Origin of the sequence: Pseudoalteromonas sp. SCSIO 43088 (assembly GCF_023650795.1) — a bacterium.
Classification (GTDB): domain Bacteria; phylum Pseudomonadota; class Gammaproteobacteria; order Enterobacterales; family Alteromonadaceae; genus Pseudoalteromonas; species Pseudoalteromonas shioyasakiensis.
The window spans coordinates 3266408-3285028 of the sequence record NZ_CP072675.1; the positions used below are offsets into that span (position 1 = coordinate 3266408).

At 42.9% G+C, this 18621-nt stretch carries 19 protein-coding genes; 4 read left to right on the top strand and 15 right to left on the bottom strand.

Annotation, left to right across the window (positions count from 1 at the left end):
- Position 1: 1 nt before the first annotated feature.
- From J8Z28_RS15045 to mraZ, 12 genes are read right to left on the bottom strand one after another with little or no spacing between them, the layout of a single operon-like run.
- Positions 2-922, bottom strand: a complete 921-nt coding sequence (locus tag J8Z28_RS15045) for a D-alanine--D-alanine ligase (RefSeq protein WP_054561047.1) — start codon at positions 920-922, stop codon at positions 2-4.
- Positions 919-2355 (bottom strand): UDP-N-acetylmuramate--L-alanine ligase, encoded by a 1437-nt coding sequence (gene murC / locus J8Z28_RS15050; RefSeq protein WP_290442290.1) that lies wholly within the window; start codon positions 2353-2355, stop codon positions 919-921. Before murC ends, J8Z28_RS15045 begins: the two co-directional genes overlap by 4 nt.
- A gap of 17 nt (positions 2356-2372) precedes the next feature.
- Positions 2373-3446, bottom strand: coding sequence for an undecaprenyldiphospho-muramoylpentapeptide beta-N-acetylglucosaminyltransferase (gene murG, locus J8Z28_RS15055; protein ID WP_062566491.1), 1074 nt, complete (start codon positions 3444-3446; stop codon positions 2373-2375).
- Positions 3443-4618, bottom strand: a complete 1176-nt coding sequence (ftsW, locus tag J8Z28_RS15060; RefSeq protein WP_054561050.1) for a cell division protein FtsW — start codon at positions 4616-4618, stop codon at positions 3443-3445. The genes murG and ftsW overlap by 4 nt, the downstream gene beginning before the upstream one ends.
- The gene (gene murD, locus J8Z28_RS15065; RefSeq protein ID WP_062566492.1) at positions 4615-5940 is read right to left on the bottom strand and encodes a UDP-N-acetylmuramoyl-L-alanine--D-glutamate ligase; all 1326 of its coding nucleotides are present in this window, start codon (positions 5938-5940) and stop codon (positions 4615-4617) included. The genes ftsW and murD overlap by 4 nt, the downstream gene beginning before the upstream one ends.
- Positions 5941-7023, bottom strand: a complete 1083-nt coding sequence (mraY, locus tag J8Z28_RS15070; RefSeq protein WP_054552733.1) for a phospho-N-acetylmuramoyl-pentapeptide-transferase — start codon at positions 7021-7023, stop codon at positions 5941-5943.
- Positions 7017-8405 (bottom strand): UDP-N-acetylmuramoyl-tripeptide--D-alanyl-D-alanine ligase, encoded by a 1389-nt coding sequence (locus tag J8Z28_RS15075; protein WP_062566493.1) that lies wholly within the window; start codon positions 8403-8405, stop codon positions 7017-7019. Before J8Z28_RS15075 ends, mraY begins: the two co-directional genes overlap by 7 nt.
- Entirely contained in the window at positions 8402-9880 is a 1479-nt protein-coding gene (murE, locus tag J8Z28_RS15080) for a UDP-N-acetylmuramoyl-L-alanyl-D-glutamate--2,6-diaminopimelate ligase (protein ID WP_062566494.1), read from the bottom strand. Before murE ends, J8Z28_RS15075 begins: the two co-directional genes overlap by 4 nt.
- Positions 9873-11690, bottom strand: a complete 1818-nt coding sequence (locus tag J8Z28_RS15085) for a penicillin-binding transpeptidase domain-containing protein (RefSeq protein ID WP_062566495.1) — start codon at positions 11688-11690, stop codon at positions 9873-9875. Before J8Z28_RS15085 ends, murE begins: the two co-directional genes overlap by 8 nt.
- Positions 11687-12013, bottom strand: coding sequence for a cell division protein FtsL (gene ftsL / locus J8Z28_RS15090; protein ID WP_054561056.1), 327 nt, complete (start codon positions 12011-12013; stop codon positions 11687-11689). The genes J8Z28_RS15085 and ftsL overlap by 4 nt, the downstream gene beginning before the upstream one ends.
- The gene (gene rsmH, locus J8Z28_RS15095) at positions 12013-12948 is read right to left on the bottom strand and encodes a 16S rRNA (cytosine(1402)-N(4))-methyltransferase RsmH (protein ID WP_062566496.1); all 936 of its coding nucleotides are present in this window, start codon (positions 12946-12948) and stop codon (positions 12013-12015) included. The genes ftsL and rsmH overlap by 1 nt, the downstream gene beginning before the upstream one ends.
- Before the next feature lie 30 nt (positions 12949-12978).
- Positions 12979-13437 (bottom strand): division/cell wall cluster transcriptional repressor MraZ, encoded by a 459-nt coding sequence (gene mraZ / locus J8Z28_RS15100; protein WP_054552739.1) that lies wholly within the window; start codon positions 13435-13437, stop codon positions 12979-12981.
- 460 nt (positions 13438-13897) lie between these two features.
- Here mraZ and J8Z28_RS15105 point away from each other — a divergent pair, with 460 nt between their 5' ends.
- From J8Z28_RS15105 to J8Z28_RS15120, 4 genes are all read left to right on the top strand, one after another.
- Positions 13898-14239 carry a hypothetical protein gene (locus J8Z28_RS15105; RefSeq protein WP_054561058.1) on the top strand — a complete coding sequence of 114 codons (342 nt, stop codon included), beginning with the start codon at positions 13898-13900 and terminating at the stop codon, positions 14237-14239.
- A 5-nt stretch (positions 14240-14244) separates the two neighbouring features.
- On the top strand, positions 14245-14691 hold the full coding sequence (locus tag J8Z28_RS15110) for a hypothetical protein (protein WP_062566497.1): 447 nt from the start codon (positions 14245-14247) through the stop codon (positions 14689-14691).
- Positions 14691-14948 carry a hypothetical protein gene (locus J8Z28_RS15115; RefSeq protein WP_054561060.1) on the top strand — a complete coding sequence of 86 codons (258 nt, stop codon included), beginning with the start codon at positions 14691-14693 and terminating at the stop codon, positions 14946-14948. Before J8Z28_RS15110 ends, J8Z28_RS15115 begins: the two co-directional genes overlap by 1 nt.
- An 89-nt stretch (positions 14949-15037) precedes the next feature.
- The gene (locus tag J8Z28_RS15120) at positions 15038-15613 is read left to right on the top strand and encodes an AAA family ATPase (protein ID WP_062566498.1); all 576 of its coding nucleotides are present in this window, start codon (positions 15038-15040) and stop codon (positions 15611-15613) included.
- Between the two features lie 40 nt (positions 15614-15653).
- Here the strand turns inward: J8Z28_RS15120 and J8Z28_RS15125 are convergent, their stop codons facing one another.
- The 3 genes from J8Z28_RS15125 to J8Z28_RS15135 form a co-directional block, all read right to left on the bottom strand.
- On the bottom strand, positions 15654-16625 hold the full coding sequence (locus J8Z28_RS15125; protein ID WP_062566499.1) for a glutathione S-transferase family protein: 972 nt from the start codon (positions 16623-16625) through the stop codon (positions 15654-15656).
- A 9-nt stretch (positions 16626-16634) separates the two neighbouring features.
- Positions 16635-17477, bottom strand: a complete 843-nt coding sequence (locus J8Z28_RS15130) for a pirin family protein (RefSeq protein ID WP_062566500.1) — start codon at positions 17475-17477, stop codon at positions 16635-16637.
- An 88-nt stretch (positions 17478-17565) separates the two neighbouring features.
- Positions 17566-18528, bottom strand: coding sequence for a YihY/virulence factor BrkB family protein (locus tag J8Z28_RS15135; protein WP_062566501.1), 963 nt, complete (start codon positions 18526-18528; stop codon positions 17566-17568).
- Between the last annotated feature and the right edge of the window lie 93 nt (positions 18529-18621).

The following is an 18621-nucleotide window of genomic DNA, read 5'->3' on the forward strand; positions in this document are numbered from 1 at the left end:
ATTAAAGGGTTTGCTCCAAAATGCGAACAACTAATTGCTCAAAGCTTGCACCATTAGCTTTTGCTGCCATTGGTACTAAAGACTTTTCTGTCATGCCTGGTACCGTATTTACTTCTAATAAGTAAAAGTTACCTTGTTGATCACGCATTGCATCAACACGACCCCAACCACTTGCACCGACTAAATCAAACGCTTTTAATGCCATATCTTGCAACAATTCAGTTTCTTGCACAGATATATCTGCAGGGCAATGATACTGAGTTGTATTCGATTGATACTTAGCTTGATAGTCATAAAAACCATTTGGCGTCGTCATCTCAATGACAGGCTGAACATCTTGCCCGAGTACAGCAACAGTAAATTCACGGCCAGTGATCCATTGCTCAACAAGCACTTGGCTATCAAACTTAAATGCAGCGTTAAGCGCAGCATCGAGTTGCTCCGCACTGTTTGCTTCTGCCATTCCAATGCTTGAACCTTCATGTGACGGTTTCACCATCACTTTACCAAATTCATTAATAATCGCTTGGCTATCAAACTCATGGCGGCTATCAACAACAGCATAAGGTGCAGTGCTCAGCCCCATTGCTTTAAATAAATGCTTACAACGTACTTTATCCATCGCAAGCGCAGAACCTAAAACATCACTGCCTGTATATGGAATACCCATAAACTCAAGTGCACCTTGAATAGTGCCATCTTCACCACCACGACCATGAAGGGCAATGAATACACGTTCAATGTTTAATTCTTTTAATTGCCATAACGGCTGATCTTTCGGATCAAAAGCAATGGCATCAACGCCAGCACTTTGCAAAGCATTCAATACAGCTTGGCCTGATTTAAGAGATACTTCTCTTTCGGCAGATGTGCCGCCGAAAAGTACCGCTACTTTGCCAAATTTGTCACTTAACTGGCTCATACGTTTACCTGCTTTAGTTGTTCAATAGACAACTCGGTTGCTGCTAACTTTTTCACTAACTGGCCTATGTTACCAGCGCCTTGTGTTAAAACTAAATCATTATCTTGCAGTGTACTGGCAAGGACACCAGCAAGCTCAGAGTTACTAGCAACATGTAATGGCTCTTTACCACGCTGGCGTAAACTACGACATAAACTCTTGCTGTCGGCTCCCACGATTGGCTCTTCACCCGCTGAATACACATCTAGCAGTAATAACTGATCAACATCAGCCAGTACTTTGACAAAGTCTTCGTATAAATCACGGGTTCGACTATAACGGTGCGGCTGATAAATCATCACTAAACGTTTATCTGGCCACCCTTCACGAACCGCCGCAATCGTCGCCGCAACTTCTGATGGGTGATGACCATAATCATCAACTAACATGACATTGCCGCGCTCATTTTCAAAGCTTCCGTAATGCTGAAAACGACGACCCACCCCTTCAAATTTTGTTAGCGCTTCTAAAATTGCATGGTTAGCGATGTTTTGATCTTTAGCGACCGCAATCGCTGCAGTCGCGTTAAGCGCATTGTGCTTACCCGGCATATTAAGCGTAACTGCTAGGCTTTCACCTTGCTTATTTACAACATTAAATGAACAAGTATTCGCTGTTTGGCTAAAATCAACCATGCGGTAATCAGCTTCTGCCGACTCACCATAGGTAATAACAGGACGCCCAAAACGAGGGATCAGCTCTGCCGCAACCTCAGAATCAATACACACCACAGCTAAACCATAAAACGGTAAGTTATGAATGAAATCAACATAGGTGTCTTTCATTTTTTCTAAGCTACCGCCATACGTATCCATGTGATCTTCTTCAATATTCGTGATCACAGATACCATAGGCTGTAAATGTAAGAATGACGCATCGCTCTCATCAGCTTCTGCAATTAAAAAGTCACTTTTACCGACCTTGGCATTACTACCAGCACTGTTTAGCAAGCCACCAATAATAAAGGTTGGATCAAGGCCTGCTTGTGCATAAATACTCGCGATTAAACTCGTGGTTGTTGTTTTACCATGAGTGCCTGCCACTGCAATACCGTGGCGAAAACGCATTAATTCAGCCAACATTTCTGCGCGGCGAACAATAGGAATACGCGCCGCTTTTGCTGCTTTAATCTCAGGGTTTTGCTCGTTAATCGCACTTGATACCACCACCACGCTGGCATCTTTTACATTGTTTTCATCATGACCAATAAATACTTCTGCACCCACTTTAATTAAGCGCTCAGTCATCGCACTGTGCGCAATGTCTGAACCTGTGATGCGGTAGCCTTCAAAAGCAAGTACTTCGGCAATACCACCCATGCCTGCGCCACCAATACCCACAAAGTGGATAGTGTCGATACGACGCATCGCAGGACGAGTGTTGTTTTCTTTCATCGTGCTTTCTTTCACTACTAATCTCTTCTATCTGCTAGTTGCTCACAACGTTTTGCAACATTGGCTGTGGCATCTAAAATAGCAAGCTGTTTTGCTTTACTTGCCATTGTTGAAATTTTTTCTGGTGCATTTACGTAAGGCGTTAATAACTCAACAACCGCCGCTTGGTTAAACTCACTTTGCTGCATAATCAACGCAGCTTGCTCAGTCACTAAATACTTTGCATTGGCAGTTTGATGGTCATCTACAGCATGTGGAAAAGGCACAAATAAGGCCATTCTTCCCGCTGCCGCAATCTCACTCACCGTTAACGCACCAGCACGGCAAATAACCAAATCGGCCCATTGATATGCACTATCCATATCATCAATAAATTCAGCGACTTTACTATTTTCAGTTAATCCTAACTGTTGATAGCTGGCAGTCACATTCGGTTCATTATTTTTACCCGTTTGGTGCCATATATTAAGCGTTGTTAGCGCTGAAAGTTCACTGAATACAGCAGGTAAAGTCTCATTTAGTACCTGTGCACCAAGTGAACCGCCTACCACCAGCACATTAATTGGTGTCGTTGTTTGCTTAGCAGTGACATTAGCGACACTTGCTCTGACTGGGTTACCCACTACTTCACATTGTTCTTTTGCAAAAGCCGATGGAAAAGCTGCCAGCACTTTGTTGGCAAACTTCGCTAGCCAGCGGTTACTCATGCCAGCAACAGCATTTTGCTCATGAATAACCAAAGGAATTCCTAAGCTCTTTGCTGCAATGCCAGTAGGTCCGGTCACATAGCCACCCATAGCAAGAACAACATCAGGCTTTTGAGCTTTTAAAATTTTACGTGCTTGAAAAATCGCATTCATCACCATAAAAGGTGCTTTAATCAGGCGTTTAATTCCATTTCCGCGCACACCTTTTACATTGATAAAATCAATCTCAATGTTGTGCTTAGGTACTACCGTTGCTTCCATTCTATCAGGCGTGCCAATCCAGCTAACTTGCCAGCCTTGCTGTTTTAAAAAGTCAGCCACGGCAATACCTGGAAAAATATGGCCACCGGTACCACCTGCAACAACAAGTAATTTTTTACTCATCGTTTACCTCCACGTGAGGTTGCCTGCTTAGTCGCCATCTTTGTTTCAAAATCTATTCGCAAAAGTACACCTGTTGCTATGGTCATAATTAATAAGCTAGAGCCACCGTACGAAATAAACGGTAGTGTTAAGCCTTTGGTTGGCAAAATGCCCGCACTTGCACCAACATTTACCATGGTTTGAAACGCAAACCAGATACCAATAGCAAAGGCAAAATAGCCTTCGTACTCTTTGCCACATTGCAGCGCTTTTTGGCCAATTAAAAGGGCTCTGAATACAAATACAGCAAGTACAATCAAAATACTAAATACGCCAAAAAAGCCGAGCTCTTCACCAATCACTGCAAAGATAAAGTCATTATGTGCCTCTGGCAGGTATTGCAGTTTTTGTACACTATTACCTAAACCTTGACCAAACCAACCACCTTGGCTGTAGGCCATTAGCGATTGTACTAACTGATAACCTTTACCAAACGGATCTTCCCACGGTTCTAAAAAGCCTGTAACACGAGCCATACGATATGGTTCAGCGATAATTAGCACCACCACTGCAGCAATACCCGTTAAGATAAGGCCAAAAAACTGCCATAACTTAGCACCCGCTAAAAACAACAAACCAACTGTCGTCACAAACAATACAACTACAGTTCCTAAGTCTGGCTGCATCAAAATCAAAAACGCATACACACCAAATACGGCTAATGGCTTAAAGAAACCTTTTAAGTTCTCTTGTACTTCTTCACGTTTACGCACTAAGTAACCAGCAATGTAGCTAAAGAAATACAGTTTGGCGGCTTCAGCAACCTGAAAGCCCACAGGGCCAATAGGTATCCAACGCTTTGCACCGTTCACTTCACGGCCAACAATCAGCACCAAAACCAGCAAACCTAAACCCAGCAACAATAAATAGGCGTTACTGCGCTTCCACCAATCCATAGGCACGTTAGTGGCAATCCAAAACAAGAAAAAGCCCATAATTAAGAACATGCCATGGCGAATGATAATGTGATACGGATTATCAAATAATCGCTCTGCTGTTGGCATAGAGGCACTGGTTACCATCACAAAGCCAACGCCAATCAACATCAACATGCAATACAATAACGGCACATCATAAAGCTGTGGCGATTGCTTAGGTGTTAATGCTTCACGGATGTCAGCAAATGCAATCATACCGCCTCCGCCAATACGCACTGAGCAAAGTCATCACCACGTTGCATGTAATTGTTATACATATCAATGCTGGCACATGCAGGTGCTAATAAAACGATATCGCCACTGCTGCTTAACTGTTTTGCTAGTTGCACAGCTTCATGCATGTTGGTGGTTAGGTGACCTTTTTCAGTCAGAGCCACTAACGCTTTAGCATCTTTACCAAAACAAACAAGCGCTTTTACTTTGTTGTTTAAGTATGGCTTTAGGGCATCTAAATCAGCCCCTTTTGCATCACCACCGGCAATCACAACTAATTGCTTTGCTTGACCTGCTAAGCTTTCAATCGCAGCGATAGTTGCACCTACATTGGTCGCTTTTGAATCGTTAAAGTATTTTACTTCATTAATTTCAGCAACAAACTGACAACGGTGTGCAAGCCCAGTAAAAGCACTAAACGCTTGCTGGTAATGCTCTTTAGCAATATCAAACGGGCTCAGTAATGCCATCACCGCGAGCGCGTTTTGTTGATTGTGCAAGCCAACAACATTTAAACAGCTTGCTGGTAACACCGGCTTACCGTGTGCTGCAAAGTATTGCTCACCTTGATATTCAACCAAGGCAAAATCTGCATTAGCGAGCGCAAAGCTCACTTGGGGCTGCTTTGCAGTATGCGTTGCCACATCAATGGCATTAACTACCGCAAGCTCAGAGCCGTTATAAATACTTTGCTTAGAGTCAATGTATGCTTGGTAGCTTGGATAACGATCGAGGTGATCTTCGCTCACATTCAATACACAGGCACTTTTTGCTTTTAAGCTGTGTGTGGTATCAAGCTGAAAGCTCGACAGTTCAAGTACATACACATCATAGTCTTGCGATAGTAAATCAAGTACCGCAGTACCAATGTTGCCACCAAGGCCAACTTTATAACCGGCCGCTTTAAGTACTTCAAACGCCAATGTAACTACAGTCGACTTACCATTTGAACCAGTCACCGCAACAATTGGTTTATCGGTTAATCGGGCAAAAAGCTCAACGTCACCAATCACTTCAACACCAGCATCAATCGCTTTTGCTACAGCAGGTGTCGCGAGGCTTAGACCTGGGCTGATGATAATAATGTCATTGCTGGCTAAGTCTGCCTGCTCTAAATCACCAAAGTGAGTCGTTAACTCACTGGCATGCTCATTTAGCCAATCAGCACCCGGCGGCGCTGTGCGGCTATCAACAACAATTGGCTTAATATTCTGAGATAATAAAAAACGCACAATGCCCAGACCGGTTACACCGAGTCCGAGCACTGAAATTTGTTTATTTTTAATCTCGTTAATAACTGTCATTTACCTGATCTTTAATGTCGCAAGGCCAGCAAGTACTAGCACGATTGAAATAATCCAAAAGCGCACAATTACGCGCGGCTCAGGCCAACCCTTTAATTCATAATGGTGGTGAATAGGCGCCATTCTAAAAATACGTTGACCACGTAATTTGTAAGAGCCCACTTGTAAAATCACCGACAATGCTTCCATTACAAACACACCACCCATGATGATAAGTACCAGTTCCTGACGAACCAGCACCGCAATAATACCCAAAGCACCGCCGAGTGCTAATGAGCCTACATCACCCATAAATACCTGTGCTGGGTAGGTGTTAAACCATAAGAAACCAAGTCCAGCTCCCACAATTGCTGTACACACAACCACAAGCTCACTGGCGAGTGGCAAATGCGGAATATGTAGGTAGCTTGAGAAATTAACGTTACCTGTTAAATAAGCAATAATGGCAAGCGCTGCCGCCACTAAAATGGTTGGCACAATCGCTAAACCATCAAGGCCATCTGTTAGGTTTACCGCGTTCGACGTACCTACAATTACAAAGTAAGTCATCACGATATAAAACAATCCTAGCTGTGGTAACACGTCTTTGAAAAACGGCACAACTAATGAGGTTTCGCTGCCTTGCTGCGAGGTAAAATAAAGCGCACTGGCAACCACTAACGCAATCACTGATTGCCAAAAGTATTTCCACTTAGCGATTAAGCCTTTAGGGTCTTTGCGGATCACTTTACGGTAGTCATCAATAAAACCAACTACACCTAACGAGCCCACAACAAATAAGGTTGCCCAAACATATTTATTTGAAAGGTCTGCCCACAGTAATGTGCTGGTAAAAATCGCTCCTAAAATCAAAATACCGCCCATAGTTGGCGTGCCTTTTTTAGATAGGTGTGACTCTGGACCATCGTGACGAACCACCTGACCAATCTGCATTTTTTGTAATGCACGAATTAGCTTAGGGCCAAAATAAAGTGAAATAAGTAGTGCTGTTAAAATACCTAAAATCGCGCGCAGCGTTAGGTAAGAAAAAACATTAAAACCACTGTAATACTGTGTTAAATACTCGGCCAGCCAAACTAACATGACGATACTCCATTGTTGCCATTTTGCTGGCTATTTACTAAATCTGTGACCACAAGCTCCATACGAGAACTGCGCGAACCTTTTACAACAACTGTGGTTTTTTGCGTCGATTGAGCAAGTTCACTTTGTAATTGTTGTAATAATTGTTCACGGCTTGAGAAGTGGCGGTTTGGCTTTTCAAATACATCACTGGCTGACTTGCTTAAAACACCTAAGCTGTATAGCTCATCAATGCCTTTTTGCTGTGCATACTCACCGACTTGTTGATGATAAAAACGCGCTTCTTCACCAAGCTCACCCATATCACCTAACGCAAAAATACGACGCCCTGGCATATCACTTAATAAATCAATTGCCGCCTTAACCGATTGCACATTCGCGTTGTAGGTATCATCAATAACCGTCAATGTGTCTGACACTTTAAGGACGTTTACACGACCTTTAACTTCACCCATGGTTGCCAGCGCCGATGCAACACTTTCGAGGCTTACACCCAGCTCAGTGGTTAACGCGGTGGCTATTAATGCATTTGCAATATTATGTTTGCCCGGTAGTGCCAGTGTGACAGGTACTTTTTTATCTTTATTACAAAGCACAAAAGAAGCACGGGCTTGCTCATCAAGCACCACATCTTCTGCCCAATAATCTAATTGTTGGTTAGTAGAAAAACGTTTTACGTTGCGATCAGTTAATTTATCAAGCCAAAAATCGGCATAATCACTGTCGCAATTAACTACGGCAACACCATCAGGCTTTAAGCCGTCATAGATTTCGCCTTTGGCCGTTGCTACACCTTGTAGTGAGCCAAAGCCTTCTAAGTGAGAAGCTGCAACATTACATACCACAGCAACATCAGGTTTCGTCATTGCAACGGTGTATGCAATTTCACCAATGTGGTTGGCACCTAACTCAATCACCGCATATTGGTGCTGTGGCTCAAGACGTAATAACGTCAGTGGCACACCAATGTCATTATTAAAGTTGCCTTTTGTGGCCAGTACTTCACCGTGGCCTGATAAAATCGCCGCACACATTTCTTTAACGGTCGTTTTACCCACGCTACCTGTAATAGCGATTGTTTTTGGTGCAACCTGTGCCATCACAGCCGCGCCAATTTGGCCAAGCGCAATACGTGTATCACTGACCACAAACTGCACAATATCGACGTTAACAGGACGCGCTACGATGGCAGCTATCGCGCCTTTTTCTTTTGCTTGCGCAACAAATTTATGACCATCAAAATTAGGCCCTTGTAGCGCTAAAAACACTTCACCGTCGCACAAAGTACGGGTGTCAGTGTTAATATTTTTTACCGTTTGATTACCACCTTGGTAATCGGTTGCTAGAACTTTAGCTAGCCAATCAAAATCCATAGGGATCATAACTGCGCCCCTTGCGATTTTTCTTTTAATTGTTGTTGTACATATTGACGATCGCAGAAGTCAATTCGTTGGTCGCCAATAATTTGATAGTCTTCGTGGCCTTTGCCCGCAATTAGAATGACATCATCAGCACCTGCTTGCGCAATGGCATAACTAATAGCCTGCGCGCGGTCTGCTTCACAATGTGCGCGTTCAGGCTGCTCAAGCCCTGCAATCACATCAGCAATAATTGCGTCTGGGTCTTCACTTCTTGGGTTATCACTGGTGACAATAATACGGTCTGCATTAGCTTCAGCAGCTTTTGCCATCATCGGGCGTTTGCCTTTGTCTCTGTCGCCACCACAGCCAAACACACAGCTGACGCCACCTGGAACATGCTTTTGCAATGCTTGTAATGCTAGTGCTAACGCATCAGGAGTATGGGCATAGTCAACAATACAAGTCGGTTGACCTGGCGCACTAAATGCCTGCATGCGCCCAGCAACAGGCTGCAATGATTTACACCCTTCAACGAGTAAATCAAGTGGGTAACCCATACCTAATAAAGTAGCCATTGCAGCGGCTAAATTATATAAGTTGAACTCGCCAAACAGTGTGCAATTAACTTCAGCCTGTCCCCAACTGGTATCGAACTTCGCCGATATACCGGTGTTATCATAGGTTACATCGCTGAAATAAACAAAACGCGCATTTTTAGGCGTTAGGTTTTTATGGCCGTAACAAATTAGGTTATTGAAGTCGTATTTTTCTAACCATGCTTCAACTTGCGCATCATCTTGATTAAGCACCACAAGCTCAGGCATATGGTCACGCATTAACATCAACTTCGCATCACCGTAGGCATCCATCGTGCCATGATAATCTAAGTGGTCACGCGAAAGGTTAGTAAACACAGCGGCTTTAAATTTACACTGATCAACACGTTGCTGAACTAAGCCATGAGATGAGACTTCCATAGCCACAACATCATGCTGTTCTGTTACAAGTTCAGATAAAATACGCTGTAAATCGACGCTCGATGGTGTGGTGTTTGCAAGCTCAGTCAGGTTATCAGGGTGCCCATAACCGAGCGTACCAATCACAGCCGCACGTTTATGACAATGCTGTGCTAAATGCGCGATCATCGCTGTGGTCGTTGACTTGCCATTGGTGCCTGTCACACCCACTAAATCCAACTGCTTTGATGGTTGCTGGTAAAAAGCAGCTGCAAGTGCAGGCAGCTTTTTCGCTAAATCGGTAACTAAATAAAGTGGTTCAAACTCACTTTCGAACTCACATAAACGGTCAGCAATAACTGCCACCGCACCATTTTCAATGGCTTTTTCAATAAACTGTCCGCCATCAAGCTGATGACCTTTTATAGCGACAAATACATCGCCAGCTTTTACATCTCGACTATCAAGACGTAGTTGATTAACCAATAAACTATTGGCCTCAACATCAATTTGATTAAGAATCGGTTTTAAATCACGCATCGTTATCTTTGCCTTCTACGTACGCAACCGCATCTTTATCCGGTGCGACGTTTAGAATTCTTAAAGCATTGGAGACAATCTCTGCAAATGCAGGACCTGCCGTCGCACCGCCGTAATAAACATCTCCACCCGGCTCATTAATCAATACTACTACCGCTAAACGCGGGTTGCTTGCAGGTGCAATACCGGCAAAATAACCAACATACTCATCACCGTAACCACCAACAGCCGCTTTTTTAGAAGTACCTGTTTTACCTGCAGCACGATAACCATCAACATGAACTTTTTGAGCAGTACCACCTTTCTCAAACACGCTTTCCATCATGTGAACAACAGCTTCAACATCTTTTTGTTGAAAAATACGTTCGCCTTCAGGTACCGACTCTTGTTTAAGTACAGTCAATGGACGCATAACACCGCCTGAACCTAACATGGCATAAAAACGCGCCATTTGTGCGGTACTTACTGCTAAGTTGTAACCAAATGATAGTGCAGCAATTTCATGATCAGACCAGCGGCGATTTGGATAAAATAAACCACTGCTTTCGCCAACCATGCCCGTGCCACTGTCGCTGCCAAAACCAACTTTTTGATAAAGACCAACAAAGTAATCTTTTGGTAGCTCTTGGCTGACCTTAGTCACACCCATATTGCTTGAATATTTTAAGATCTCTCTTAAAGTCATCTCACCATGATTACGAGTATCTTGCACAAGGCTACCACCTACTCGCATCCAGCCAGGGTAAGTATCAACAATTGAATCCGGTTGAATTACGCCGTAGTCTAAACCAGCTAAAATGGCTAGCGGCTTAACAGTTGAGCCTGGCTCAAACAAATCGGTGATAGCACGGTTACGACGCTTATGCGGCGCAGCATCTGATAAGTTATTTGGGTTAAACGATGGGCTATTTACCATAGCCAACACTTCACCGGTTTTAACATCCACAACCATGGCTGAACCTGAGGTCGCTTTGTACGATAACACCGCTGATTTCACTGCCTTATAAGCAATTGCTTGAATACGTTGGTCTATACTTAAATGAATACTCTCTGGCTCTACACGCTCGCGCTCATCAAGAACTTCTACTTCACGGCCTTGCGCATCTTTACGAATAGTACGCTGACCTTCAACACCGGTTAAAGCTTTTTCATAAAGCTTTTCGATCCCCTCAATACCATGACCATCTATGTTAGTAAAACCAATAACATGAGCTGTCACTTCACCGGCAGGGTAATAACGTTTTGACTCATCAAGTAAGTGGATACCTGGTAAACGAAGATCACCAATATAGTTAGCAACAGCAGGGGTAACCTGACGTTTTAAGTAGACAAAACGACGCTTTGGATTATCACGAAGACGAGAGTTAATTTTGCTTGGTTCAATACGTAATACATCCGCAAGTTCACGCCAGCGAATATCATTATTGTAATAAGCGGCAATACGTTTATCTAACTCAACAGTGTTTTCAGCAAGCGCTTGTTGATCTTCACCATTTTTACGTGCTTGACGCAGTACCTTGCTGATCAGTGATTTATGTAGTGCCTTAGGATCGGCATACACACTCACCACAGGCACGCTGACTGCCAACTCTTTACCATTGCGATCGAAGATCATACCTCGCTGCACATGTTGTTTTTCAACTCGCACAGTACGTTTATCACTTTCTGAACGCGCTTTATCTGGCTCAATGACCTGTAAAAAAGCGGCACGCGCAACCAGCGTCATAAAGACTAGCAACACCACTGAGCACACGAGCAAAAAGCGCCATGTTATCAAGGTATTCGTTGGCTTTTTCCCTCTGCTTCTCATTGCAGTACCACCACCTGTTCGTCTTGGCTAGTTGGCCGTTTCATTTCTAATTGCATGGTTGCGACTTCTTCAATACGCGCATGCTGCGAATAAAATTCTTCTTCTACAAGCAAGTAACGCCACTCAAGATCAAGTTCATCGCGCTCTTGCAATAATTTATCTTGTTCAATCAATTGTTGACGCGCTAGGTGCGTCACTTGAACCACACTTAAGCTCGAAGCAAGGATCACAACCAACAAGGCCAAGGTCAGCTTATTAGCTCCTAGGCCTTTAAAAATCTCTACAAATAAATTGGGTTGGCGATGTGTCGCTTTAGCTTTCATTACAACCTCTGAGCAACCCTTAACACAGAACTACGTGAACGCGGGTTAGCTTCTATTTCCGCCTTACTCGGCTTAATGGCTTTACCCACTGCCTTTAACGTCAGGTTTTTGTTTATTTGTGCGTCCGTCAAAGGCAGACCTCTGGGTATCGCCTCTCCCTTACTCTGTTTTTTTATAAATTGCTTAACAATGCGATCTTCTAACGAGTGGAACGAAATAACGACTAAACGTCCACCTGGTTTTAAAACGTCAACAGCGGCTTGCAGTGCAGTTTGAATTTCTTCAAGTTCACTGTTGATATAAATACGGATCGCTTGGAATGTACGTGTAGCCGGGTGTTTGTGTTTATCTTTCACTGGCACCGCTTCATCGACTAACTCAGCAAGCTGCTTTGTGCTTGTGATAGCAGTGTGTTCACGTGTTTCAATTATTTTATGAGCGATACGGCGACCAAACTTTTCTTCGCCGTAGGTTTTAATCACATGAGTGATATCTTCAAGTTCAGCTTCAGCGAGCCATTGTGCAGCACTGCGACCACTGGTTGGGTCCATGCGCATATCAAGCGGGCCATCTTTCATAAAGCTAAAACCGCGTTCAGCATCATCAAGCTGTGGCGAAGAAACACCGATATCTAACAAAATACCGTCAACTTTACCGATTAAATCGTTATCTTCGGCAACTGTTTTAAGGTTTGAAAAACGAGTGTGGGCAATCGAAAAACGTGCATCATCAGCAAACTTTTCTGCGGCTTTAATAGCTTGTGGATCTTGGTCAATTGCTTGTAAACGACCTTGCTCACTTAAACGCGCAAGAATTTGTCCAGAGTGCCCACCGCGACCAAATGTGCCATCCATGTAAATGCCTTCGGGTTTAATATCCAAAGCATCTATGGTTTCGTCCATCAGTACAGAGACATGTTCAAATTGCGCTGTCATTAGCTATTTTTTGCCTTTTTATTATTGTGGTTAGAGTGAGAAATTATCGAACTCAGGATTCGCCTCAAAATCGCCTAGGCGTTCAATTTCAGTATCTTGGCGCATTTGTTCATGCCAACGATCTTCATCCCAAATTTCAAACTTGTTCATCAAGCCAACCAACATGATTTTTTTTCCAAGTTCTGCATGTGCGCGTAACGACGGCGCCAGCAAAATTCGGCCATTTTTATCTAGTTGATACTCTGTAGCGTTACCGAGCAGCATACGTTGCATACGGCGAGCGCGTGGATTCATGTTCGAAATCTTTAATAATCGTTCTTCAATTTCGAGCCATTCTGCTAGCGGGTATAACCACAAACAAGGTTCATTTAAGGCCACAGTGCAGATAACCGTTCCCTGATCTTCAGACAAGATCGCATCTCGGTACTTAGTCGGTACCGCAAAGCGTCCTTTATCATCCAAACTCAGAGAGCTCGCACCCCGAAACATAACTTGCCTTAAAAATAGGTTGTTAATCGTTAATGATTATTTCCGATCCAGTTTGATCCACTAAAAACCACTTTTTACCACAGTGCTCCAGTTTAGGGCTTGACAAGCCATTTTGTCAAGTAAGCAGATCATCATAAGCGCCTTGTGAAGCCAGAAAAAATAAGGCCTCAAGCAAAGCCTATGAATTACGTGGGAAAAAGTGGAAAACATCGAAAAAAAATATTTTTTCAATTTTCTTGGCGATGTATTAGGGAAAAATGGTTAATGAATAACCAATGAATAATTACAAAATTATCGAATGTTGTAATTTTTACTTAATCACCCTGCAAGAGTTACGAATGTTCTCCCTCCAATGGCTGATTAAAAATTATAACGCATTGAAAAAGTTAATTTTTATTATTTGGTATGAAGGTTGCAATAGATTAGATACCAATTAAATGGCAATTTTTAAGGAATGATTATGACTACCGCAACTTCTAAATCGAATTCAAGCACAGAAACTAATAGCAGTGCAAACTCGAACGCGGCTCAAGTAGAGGCGCCATTCACAGAAAAAGCAACTGAAGCAGCACATCACGCTGTTGATGCACTTTCAACTCGTGCAGCAAGTGCTGAACATAGTGTTCGCCAAGGCGCATCGAGCTCTGCTCAAACGCTTTCTGAAAAGCAAGCTGTAGCACGCGCTAAAATTAATGAGTACAGTGGTAAAACTCGTAAGCTTGCATCAGAAAACCCACTTGCAACAGCAGGTATTGCCTTTGCTGCAGGCATGTTAGTAACTGCTCTTATTCGTCGTAAGTAATTGTTATGCAGTCTTCTCAATCCACAGATGAGAAAACGCAAGATGCCACTGAACAGCCGTTAAACGCTGATCAGTGGCAAGATCATCTTGCTAAATTATCTGATTACGGCAAACAGCTATACATTGACTACCGTGAACAAACTGGAACTTGTAAAAAGCTTGCAGCTGCTGAGTGGCGCTTATCAACACGCTCACTCGCCTTAACGATCATCCTACTCGTCTGTTTTGCAGGCGGCTTGGTGCTACTTTGGGCTGGTCTACTTGCTACTGTCGGTATCGCAATATTTAGCTTTAGCCAATCATTGTGGTTAGCCGCTATTTCATTGATTGCATTACAACTGATATGCCTTGCATGGCTTTGGAAAAATATTGGTTATGTAAGTAGTAAGATAGGCTTTGATCACACGCTAAAAAGCGTTCGTCAATTATTTAATATTAATAAGGATGAATGATGTTAATTGATTATTTTATTAATAAACCACAGCACAGAGTGACTGAACTAAGCCAACAAATGGATCTACAAGATGAGCTTAAACGTCAACACCATCAAGCATTCAAATACCGTTTAAAACGCTTTGCAGTAAGTAAAGTAGGTATTGCCAGTGCCTTCACTGCGGGAATGGGCTACGAAGCACTTAATAACTCAGACCACAAAGACGGTAAATTGAAACAAGTCAGCCGCTTCAGCTGGTTACTGCGTTTGTTGTGATCTTTATCATGTAATGTTTGCTTTTTACTTCTCTTTGCCACCTATTTTCATTACCTTAAACACAAACGAGCAATTTGTGAGAATGTAAGGTGAAAAAAAGGATTGTATTAACAGGCGGCCCAGGCGGTGGTAAAACAACAGCCATCGATCTATTAAGACGTGAATTTTCTAATCAAATTGTTGTTGTACCAGAGTCTGCGACCATGCTATTCAGCGGTGGTGTAGAACGTGGTGATGCAACTCACCTCATTAAAGCTCACCAACAAGCTATCTTCAGCTTACAAAAACACCTTGAACATATTCAGCGAACCATGCACCCAGATCGTTTAATGCTTTGCGATCGTGGTAGTTTAGATGGGCTTGCCTATTGGCCCGGTGAGCAAGATGAGTTTTTTCAGTGTTTAAACACCAGCCTAGAAATCGAACTTAACCAGTATGATGCAGTGATCTTTTTTGAAACAGCTGCTAAGTCTGGGCAAAGTATTCATTCTAATAACCCTGTTAGAAACGAATCTGATCAGCAAGCTATTTTGCTTGATGACAAACTGCAAGCTGTTTGGTCACAGCACCCTAACTTTAATTTAGTGAAAAGTTCAGAGTCATTTATTCAAAAGGTGATGTTTGGCATCGACACTATCCGCAAGGTCATGGATAGTTATAACTAACAGCTTAATCAGTCATAAAACTGTTAGTTATCAGAATCTATTAACCACGATTATGTGGTCGAGCGTAGTCTATATCAGGCCCTTTTGGCACAACTTGAGTTGGGTTGATCATGGTGTGGCTAAAATAGTAATGACGTTTTATATGATAAAAATCAACGGTCTTACTTACACCTTCAATTTGATATAACTCACGTAAATAGTTGCTGATCGCCGGATAGCTCTCAATAGTACGCAAATTACATTTAAAGTGGCCCACATAAACACTGTCGAAGCGAATTAAGGTGGTAAATAAACGCCAGTCGGCCTCAGTCAGGGTCTCACCCACTAAATAACGATTAGCTGTTAAACGTTGCTCAATCTTATCTAGAGCGGCAAAGAGATCATCAAAGGCTTCCGTGTAAGCTTCTTGCGTTGTCGCAAAGCCTGCACGATACACCCCATTATTAATGTTGTGATAAACAAACTCATTAACTTCATCAATTTCAGAACGTAACGATTGCGGATAAAAGTCGCGTTCATTACCTGTTAGGGCATTAAACGCGCTATTAAACATTCTGATAATCTCAGCAGATTCGTTGCTAACAATACGCTGCGTTTTTTTATCCCAAAGCACGGGAACCGTAACACGACCTGAATAATCGGCTTTGTTACGCGTATAAATTTGATGCATAAATTCGCTATCGAAAAGTGCATCACCGGTGCTGTGATTGTCTTTATCAAAGGTCCAGCCATGCTCTAGCATGTCAGGACTTACAACCGACACACTGATATAATCTTCAAGGCCTTTTAAATGGCGAAAAATCAAAGTGCGATGAGCCCAAGGGCAAGCTAAAGAGACATAAAGATGGTAACGATCTTTCTCAGCTTTAAAGCCCGCATCACCACTTTGCCCTGCACTGCCATCTTCGGTAACCCAGTTACGTAACTGAGCTGCCTCACGTTTGAACTCACCTTGATTGTTATCGGTGTCGTACCATTTATCTTGCCATTGGCCATTTACTAGTAATCCCACAATAACCTCCTATAGTGTGCCAAATTTACCTAGCTGATAGTCACGCACTGCTTGCTGTAACTCAGCTTGGGTTGTCATTACAAACGGGCCCATATGAGCGATTGGTTGCTTAAGCGGCTCACCGGCTAGGATCAACGCCCCAGCACCAGTTTGCGAGTTAAACTCAATGTTACTGCCAGGCTCTAAAATCAATAAGCTGCCAGCTTTAACTGGACCGCCCTGTTCAGTATGAATTTCTCCAGTATGGATATAAATCATCACCTTAGTTTGCGCTAATGGTGCATGGTAAAACTGCGTACCAGCCGGTAAAGTCACATCAGCAAGCATGCCATCAGCGGCGAGGTCTTGTAGGCTAGAGTCCTGCTTTTCACCGGCAAACTGCCAGCTTCCTGCCAACGCTTTAAGCTCAACACCTTGCTCATTTTGAGTCGTTGGTGCTGGCGCTTCAGTGGTATCTTGATAACGTGGTGCTCTTAGTTTCTCGGCACTTGGCATATTGAGCCAAATCTGAAAACCGTGCATGCCTTCTTTAGCATCTGCTAATGGCATTTCACTGTGGATCACACCAAAACCGGTACTCATCCACTGCACATCACCAGCACGGATCGCTTTTTTGTTACCCATTTGATCTTGGTGCTCAAAGCCACCTTTAATAATATAAGTAAAGGTTTCGATACCGCGGTGAGGATGCGCAGGAAAGCCCCCCATAAAATCACTGTGATCATCTGACTTAAGCTCATCGATCATTAAAAAAGGGTCTAAATACTTGCCATCAAAGCCAGGAATACGACTGATGTTTACGCCGTCACCATCTTGTGTGGCATGACTATTTAATTGTTGAATCACTTTCATAACTTTACTCCCGTAAATTGTATGAAATGATTGTAGGCGCTAATTTAACTAACAACCATGAGTAAAATTAGCGCTAATCATTCTATTTTTAAGAATGCTCATTTTGTTGTCTGGTTAATCTATCAGCCACTGTAGCACCCCGCTCTCCAACTTCTTTCTCTGGCCCTATGGTGCTATCGACTAAGGTTTGTTGCTCGGCACTGGCATTAATGGCGGCACCAAAAATAATGATGTATGCGCTGATATAAAGCCACATCAACATGATCACCACACCACCTAACGATCCGTAAGTTTCGTTATAACTTGCAAATTGCGATACATAATATGAAAAACCGATTGATGCGATGATCCAAAGAAACGTGGCAAGCATTGAGCCTGGGGTGATCCAGCGCCATTTGGCAGGCGTTCTATGCGGTGCATAACGATATAAAAATGCTAAAGCGCAATTAAAAATAATGGCTAATAGTGGCCAAGTAATAAGCTGAATCATTAAATCGATAAGCTCAGTTAAGCCAACTAAGTTAAGCACTATTGGCAAAATACCAATGATCAATAACGCCACCAGCGCAACCACAATAGCACCTAACGAAAATAAAAAACGCACCACTAATGCCATAAAAAACTGGCGCTTATTGCGCTGATGATAAGTAATGTTGCAGGCAGTGATCAGTGCTTGGCAGCCTTTGCTGCTACTCCAAACAGTCAATAATAAAGTACCTATGGCACTGGCACTCAATACCTTTTGCGATTGCTGAGTGATACCACTAACCTGTAGCAAAATGATGTCACGGCTACTTTCAGGTAAAATGGCAATCACTTTATCAAGCTGATCATAAATATCTGTTGGCGAGGCAAAATATGCATACACAGAGACAATAGCCGCCAGCGCAGGGAAAATAGCCAACAGAGCATAAAATGCCACGCCTGCCGCCACAAAAGATAAATTGTCTTGTGATAGGTTGTGATAAACCCGCTTGCAGATATCCCACCAGCCTCGCATTGGGATCTCCATTGGTGAGCGAGCTTGGTAACCTCGGTTGTCCTTACTCATAAGCGACCTAAAAAATTGCTTTAATCACTCTCAAGCTGCAAACAACTTGCCAGTAATAATGGCGTCTGAATTGCATTAAGCTAAGCTTATAAA

Excerpts from the sequence above, each read along its gene's own strand:
- J8Z28_RS15045 (WP_054561047.1), bottom strand. The coding sequence starts at position 922 with ATGAGCCAGTTAAGTGACAAATTTGGCAAAGTAGCGGTACTTTTCGGC.
- murC (WP_290442290.1), bottom strand. The coding sequence starts at position 2,355 with ATGAAAGAAAACAACACTCGTCCTGCGATGCGTCGTATCGACACTATC.
- murG (WP_062566491.1), bottom strand. The coding sequence starts at position 3,446 with ATGAGTAAAAAATTACTTGTTGTTGCAGGTGGTACCGGTGGCCATATT.
- ftsW (WP_054561050.1), bottom strand. The coding sequence starts at position 4,618 with ATGATTGCATTTGCTGACATCCGTGAAGCATTAACACCTAAGCAATCG.
- murD (WP_062566492.1), bottom strand. The coding sequence starts at position 5,940 with ATGACAGTTATTAACGAGATTAAAAATAAACAAATTTCAGTGCTCGGA.
- mraY (WP_054552733.1), bottom strand. The coding sequence starts at position 7,023 with ATGTTAGTTTGGCTGGCCGAGTATTTAACACAGTATTACAGTGGTTTT.
- J8Z28_RS15075 (WP_062566493.1), bottom strand. The coding sequence starts at position 8,405 with ATGATCCCTATGGATTTTGATTGGCTAGCTAAAGTTCTAGCAACCGAT.
- murE (WP_062566494.1), bottom strand. The coding sequence starts at position 9,880 with ATGCGTGATTTAAAACCGATTCTTAATCAAATTGATGTTGAGGCCAAT.
- J8Z28_RS15085 (WP_062566495.1), bottom strand. The coding sequence starts at position 11,690 with ATGAGAAGCAGAGGGAAAAAGCCAACGAATACCTTGATAACATGGCGC.
- ftsL (WP_054561056.1), bottom strand. The coding sequence starts at position 12,013 with ATGAAAGCTAAAGCGACACATCGCCAACCCAATTTATTTGTAGAGATT.
- rsmH (WP_062566496.1), bottom strand. The coding sequence starts at position 12,948 with ATGACAGCGCAATTTGAACATGTCTCTGTACTGATGGACGAAACCATA.
- mraZ (WP_054552739.1), bottom strand. The coding sequence starts at position 13,437 with ATGTTTCGGGGTGCGAGCTCTCTGAGTTTGGATGATAAAGGACGCTTT.
- J8Z28_RS15105 (WP_054561058.1), top strand. The coding sequence starts at position 13,898 with ATGACTACCGCAACTTCTAAATCGAATTCAAGCACAGAAACTAATAGC.
- J8Z28_RS15110 (WP_062566497.1), top strand. The coding sequence starts at position 14,245 with ATGCAGTCTTCTCAATCCACAGATGAGAAAACGCAAGATGCCACTGAA.
- J8Z28_RS15115 (WP_054561060.1), top strand. The coding sequence starts at position 14,691 with ATGTTAATTGATTATTTTATTAATAAACCACAGCACAGAGTGACTGAA.
- J8Z28_RS15130 (WP_062566500.1), bottom strand. The coding sequence starts at position 17,477 with ATGAAAGTGATTCAACAATTAAATAGTCATGCCACACAAGATGGTGAC.
- J8Z28_RS15135 (WP_062566501.1), bottom strand. The coding sequence starts at position 18,528 with ATGAGTAAGGACAACCGAGGTTACCAAGCTCGCTCACCAATGGAGATC.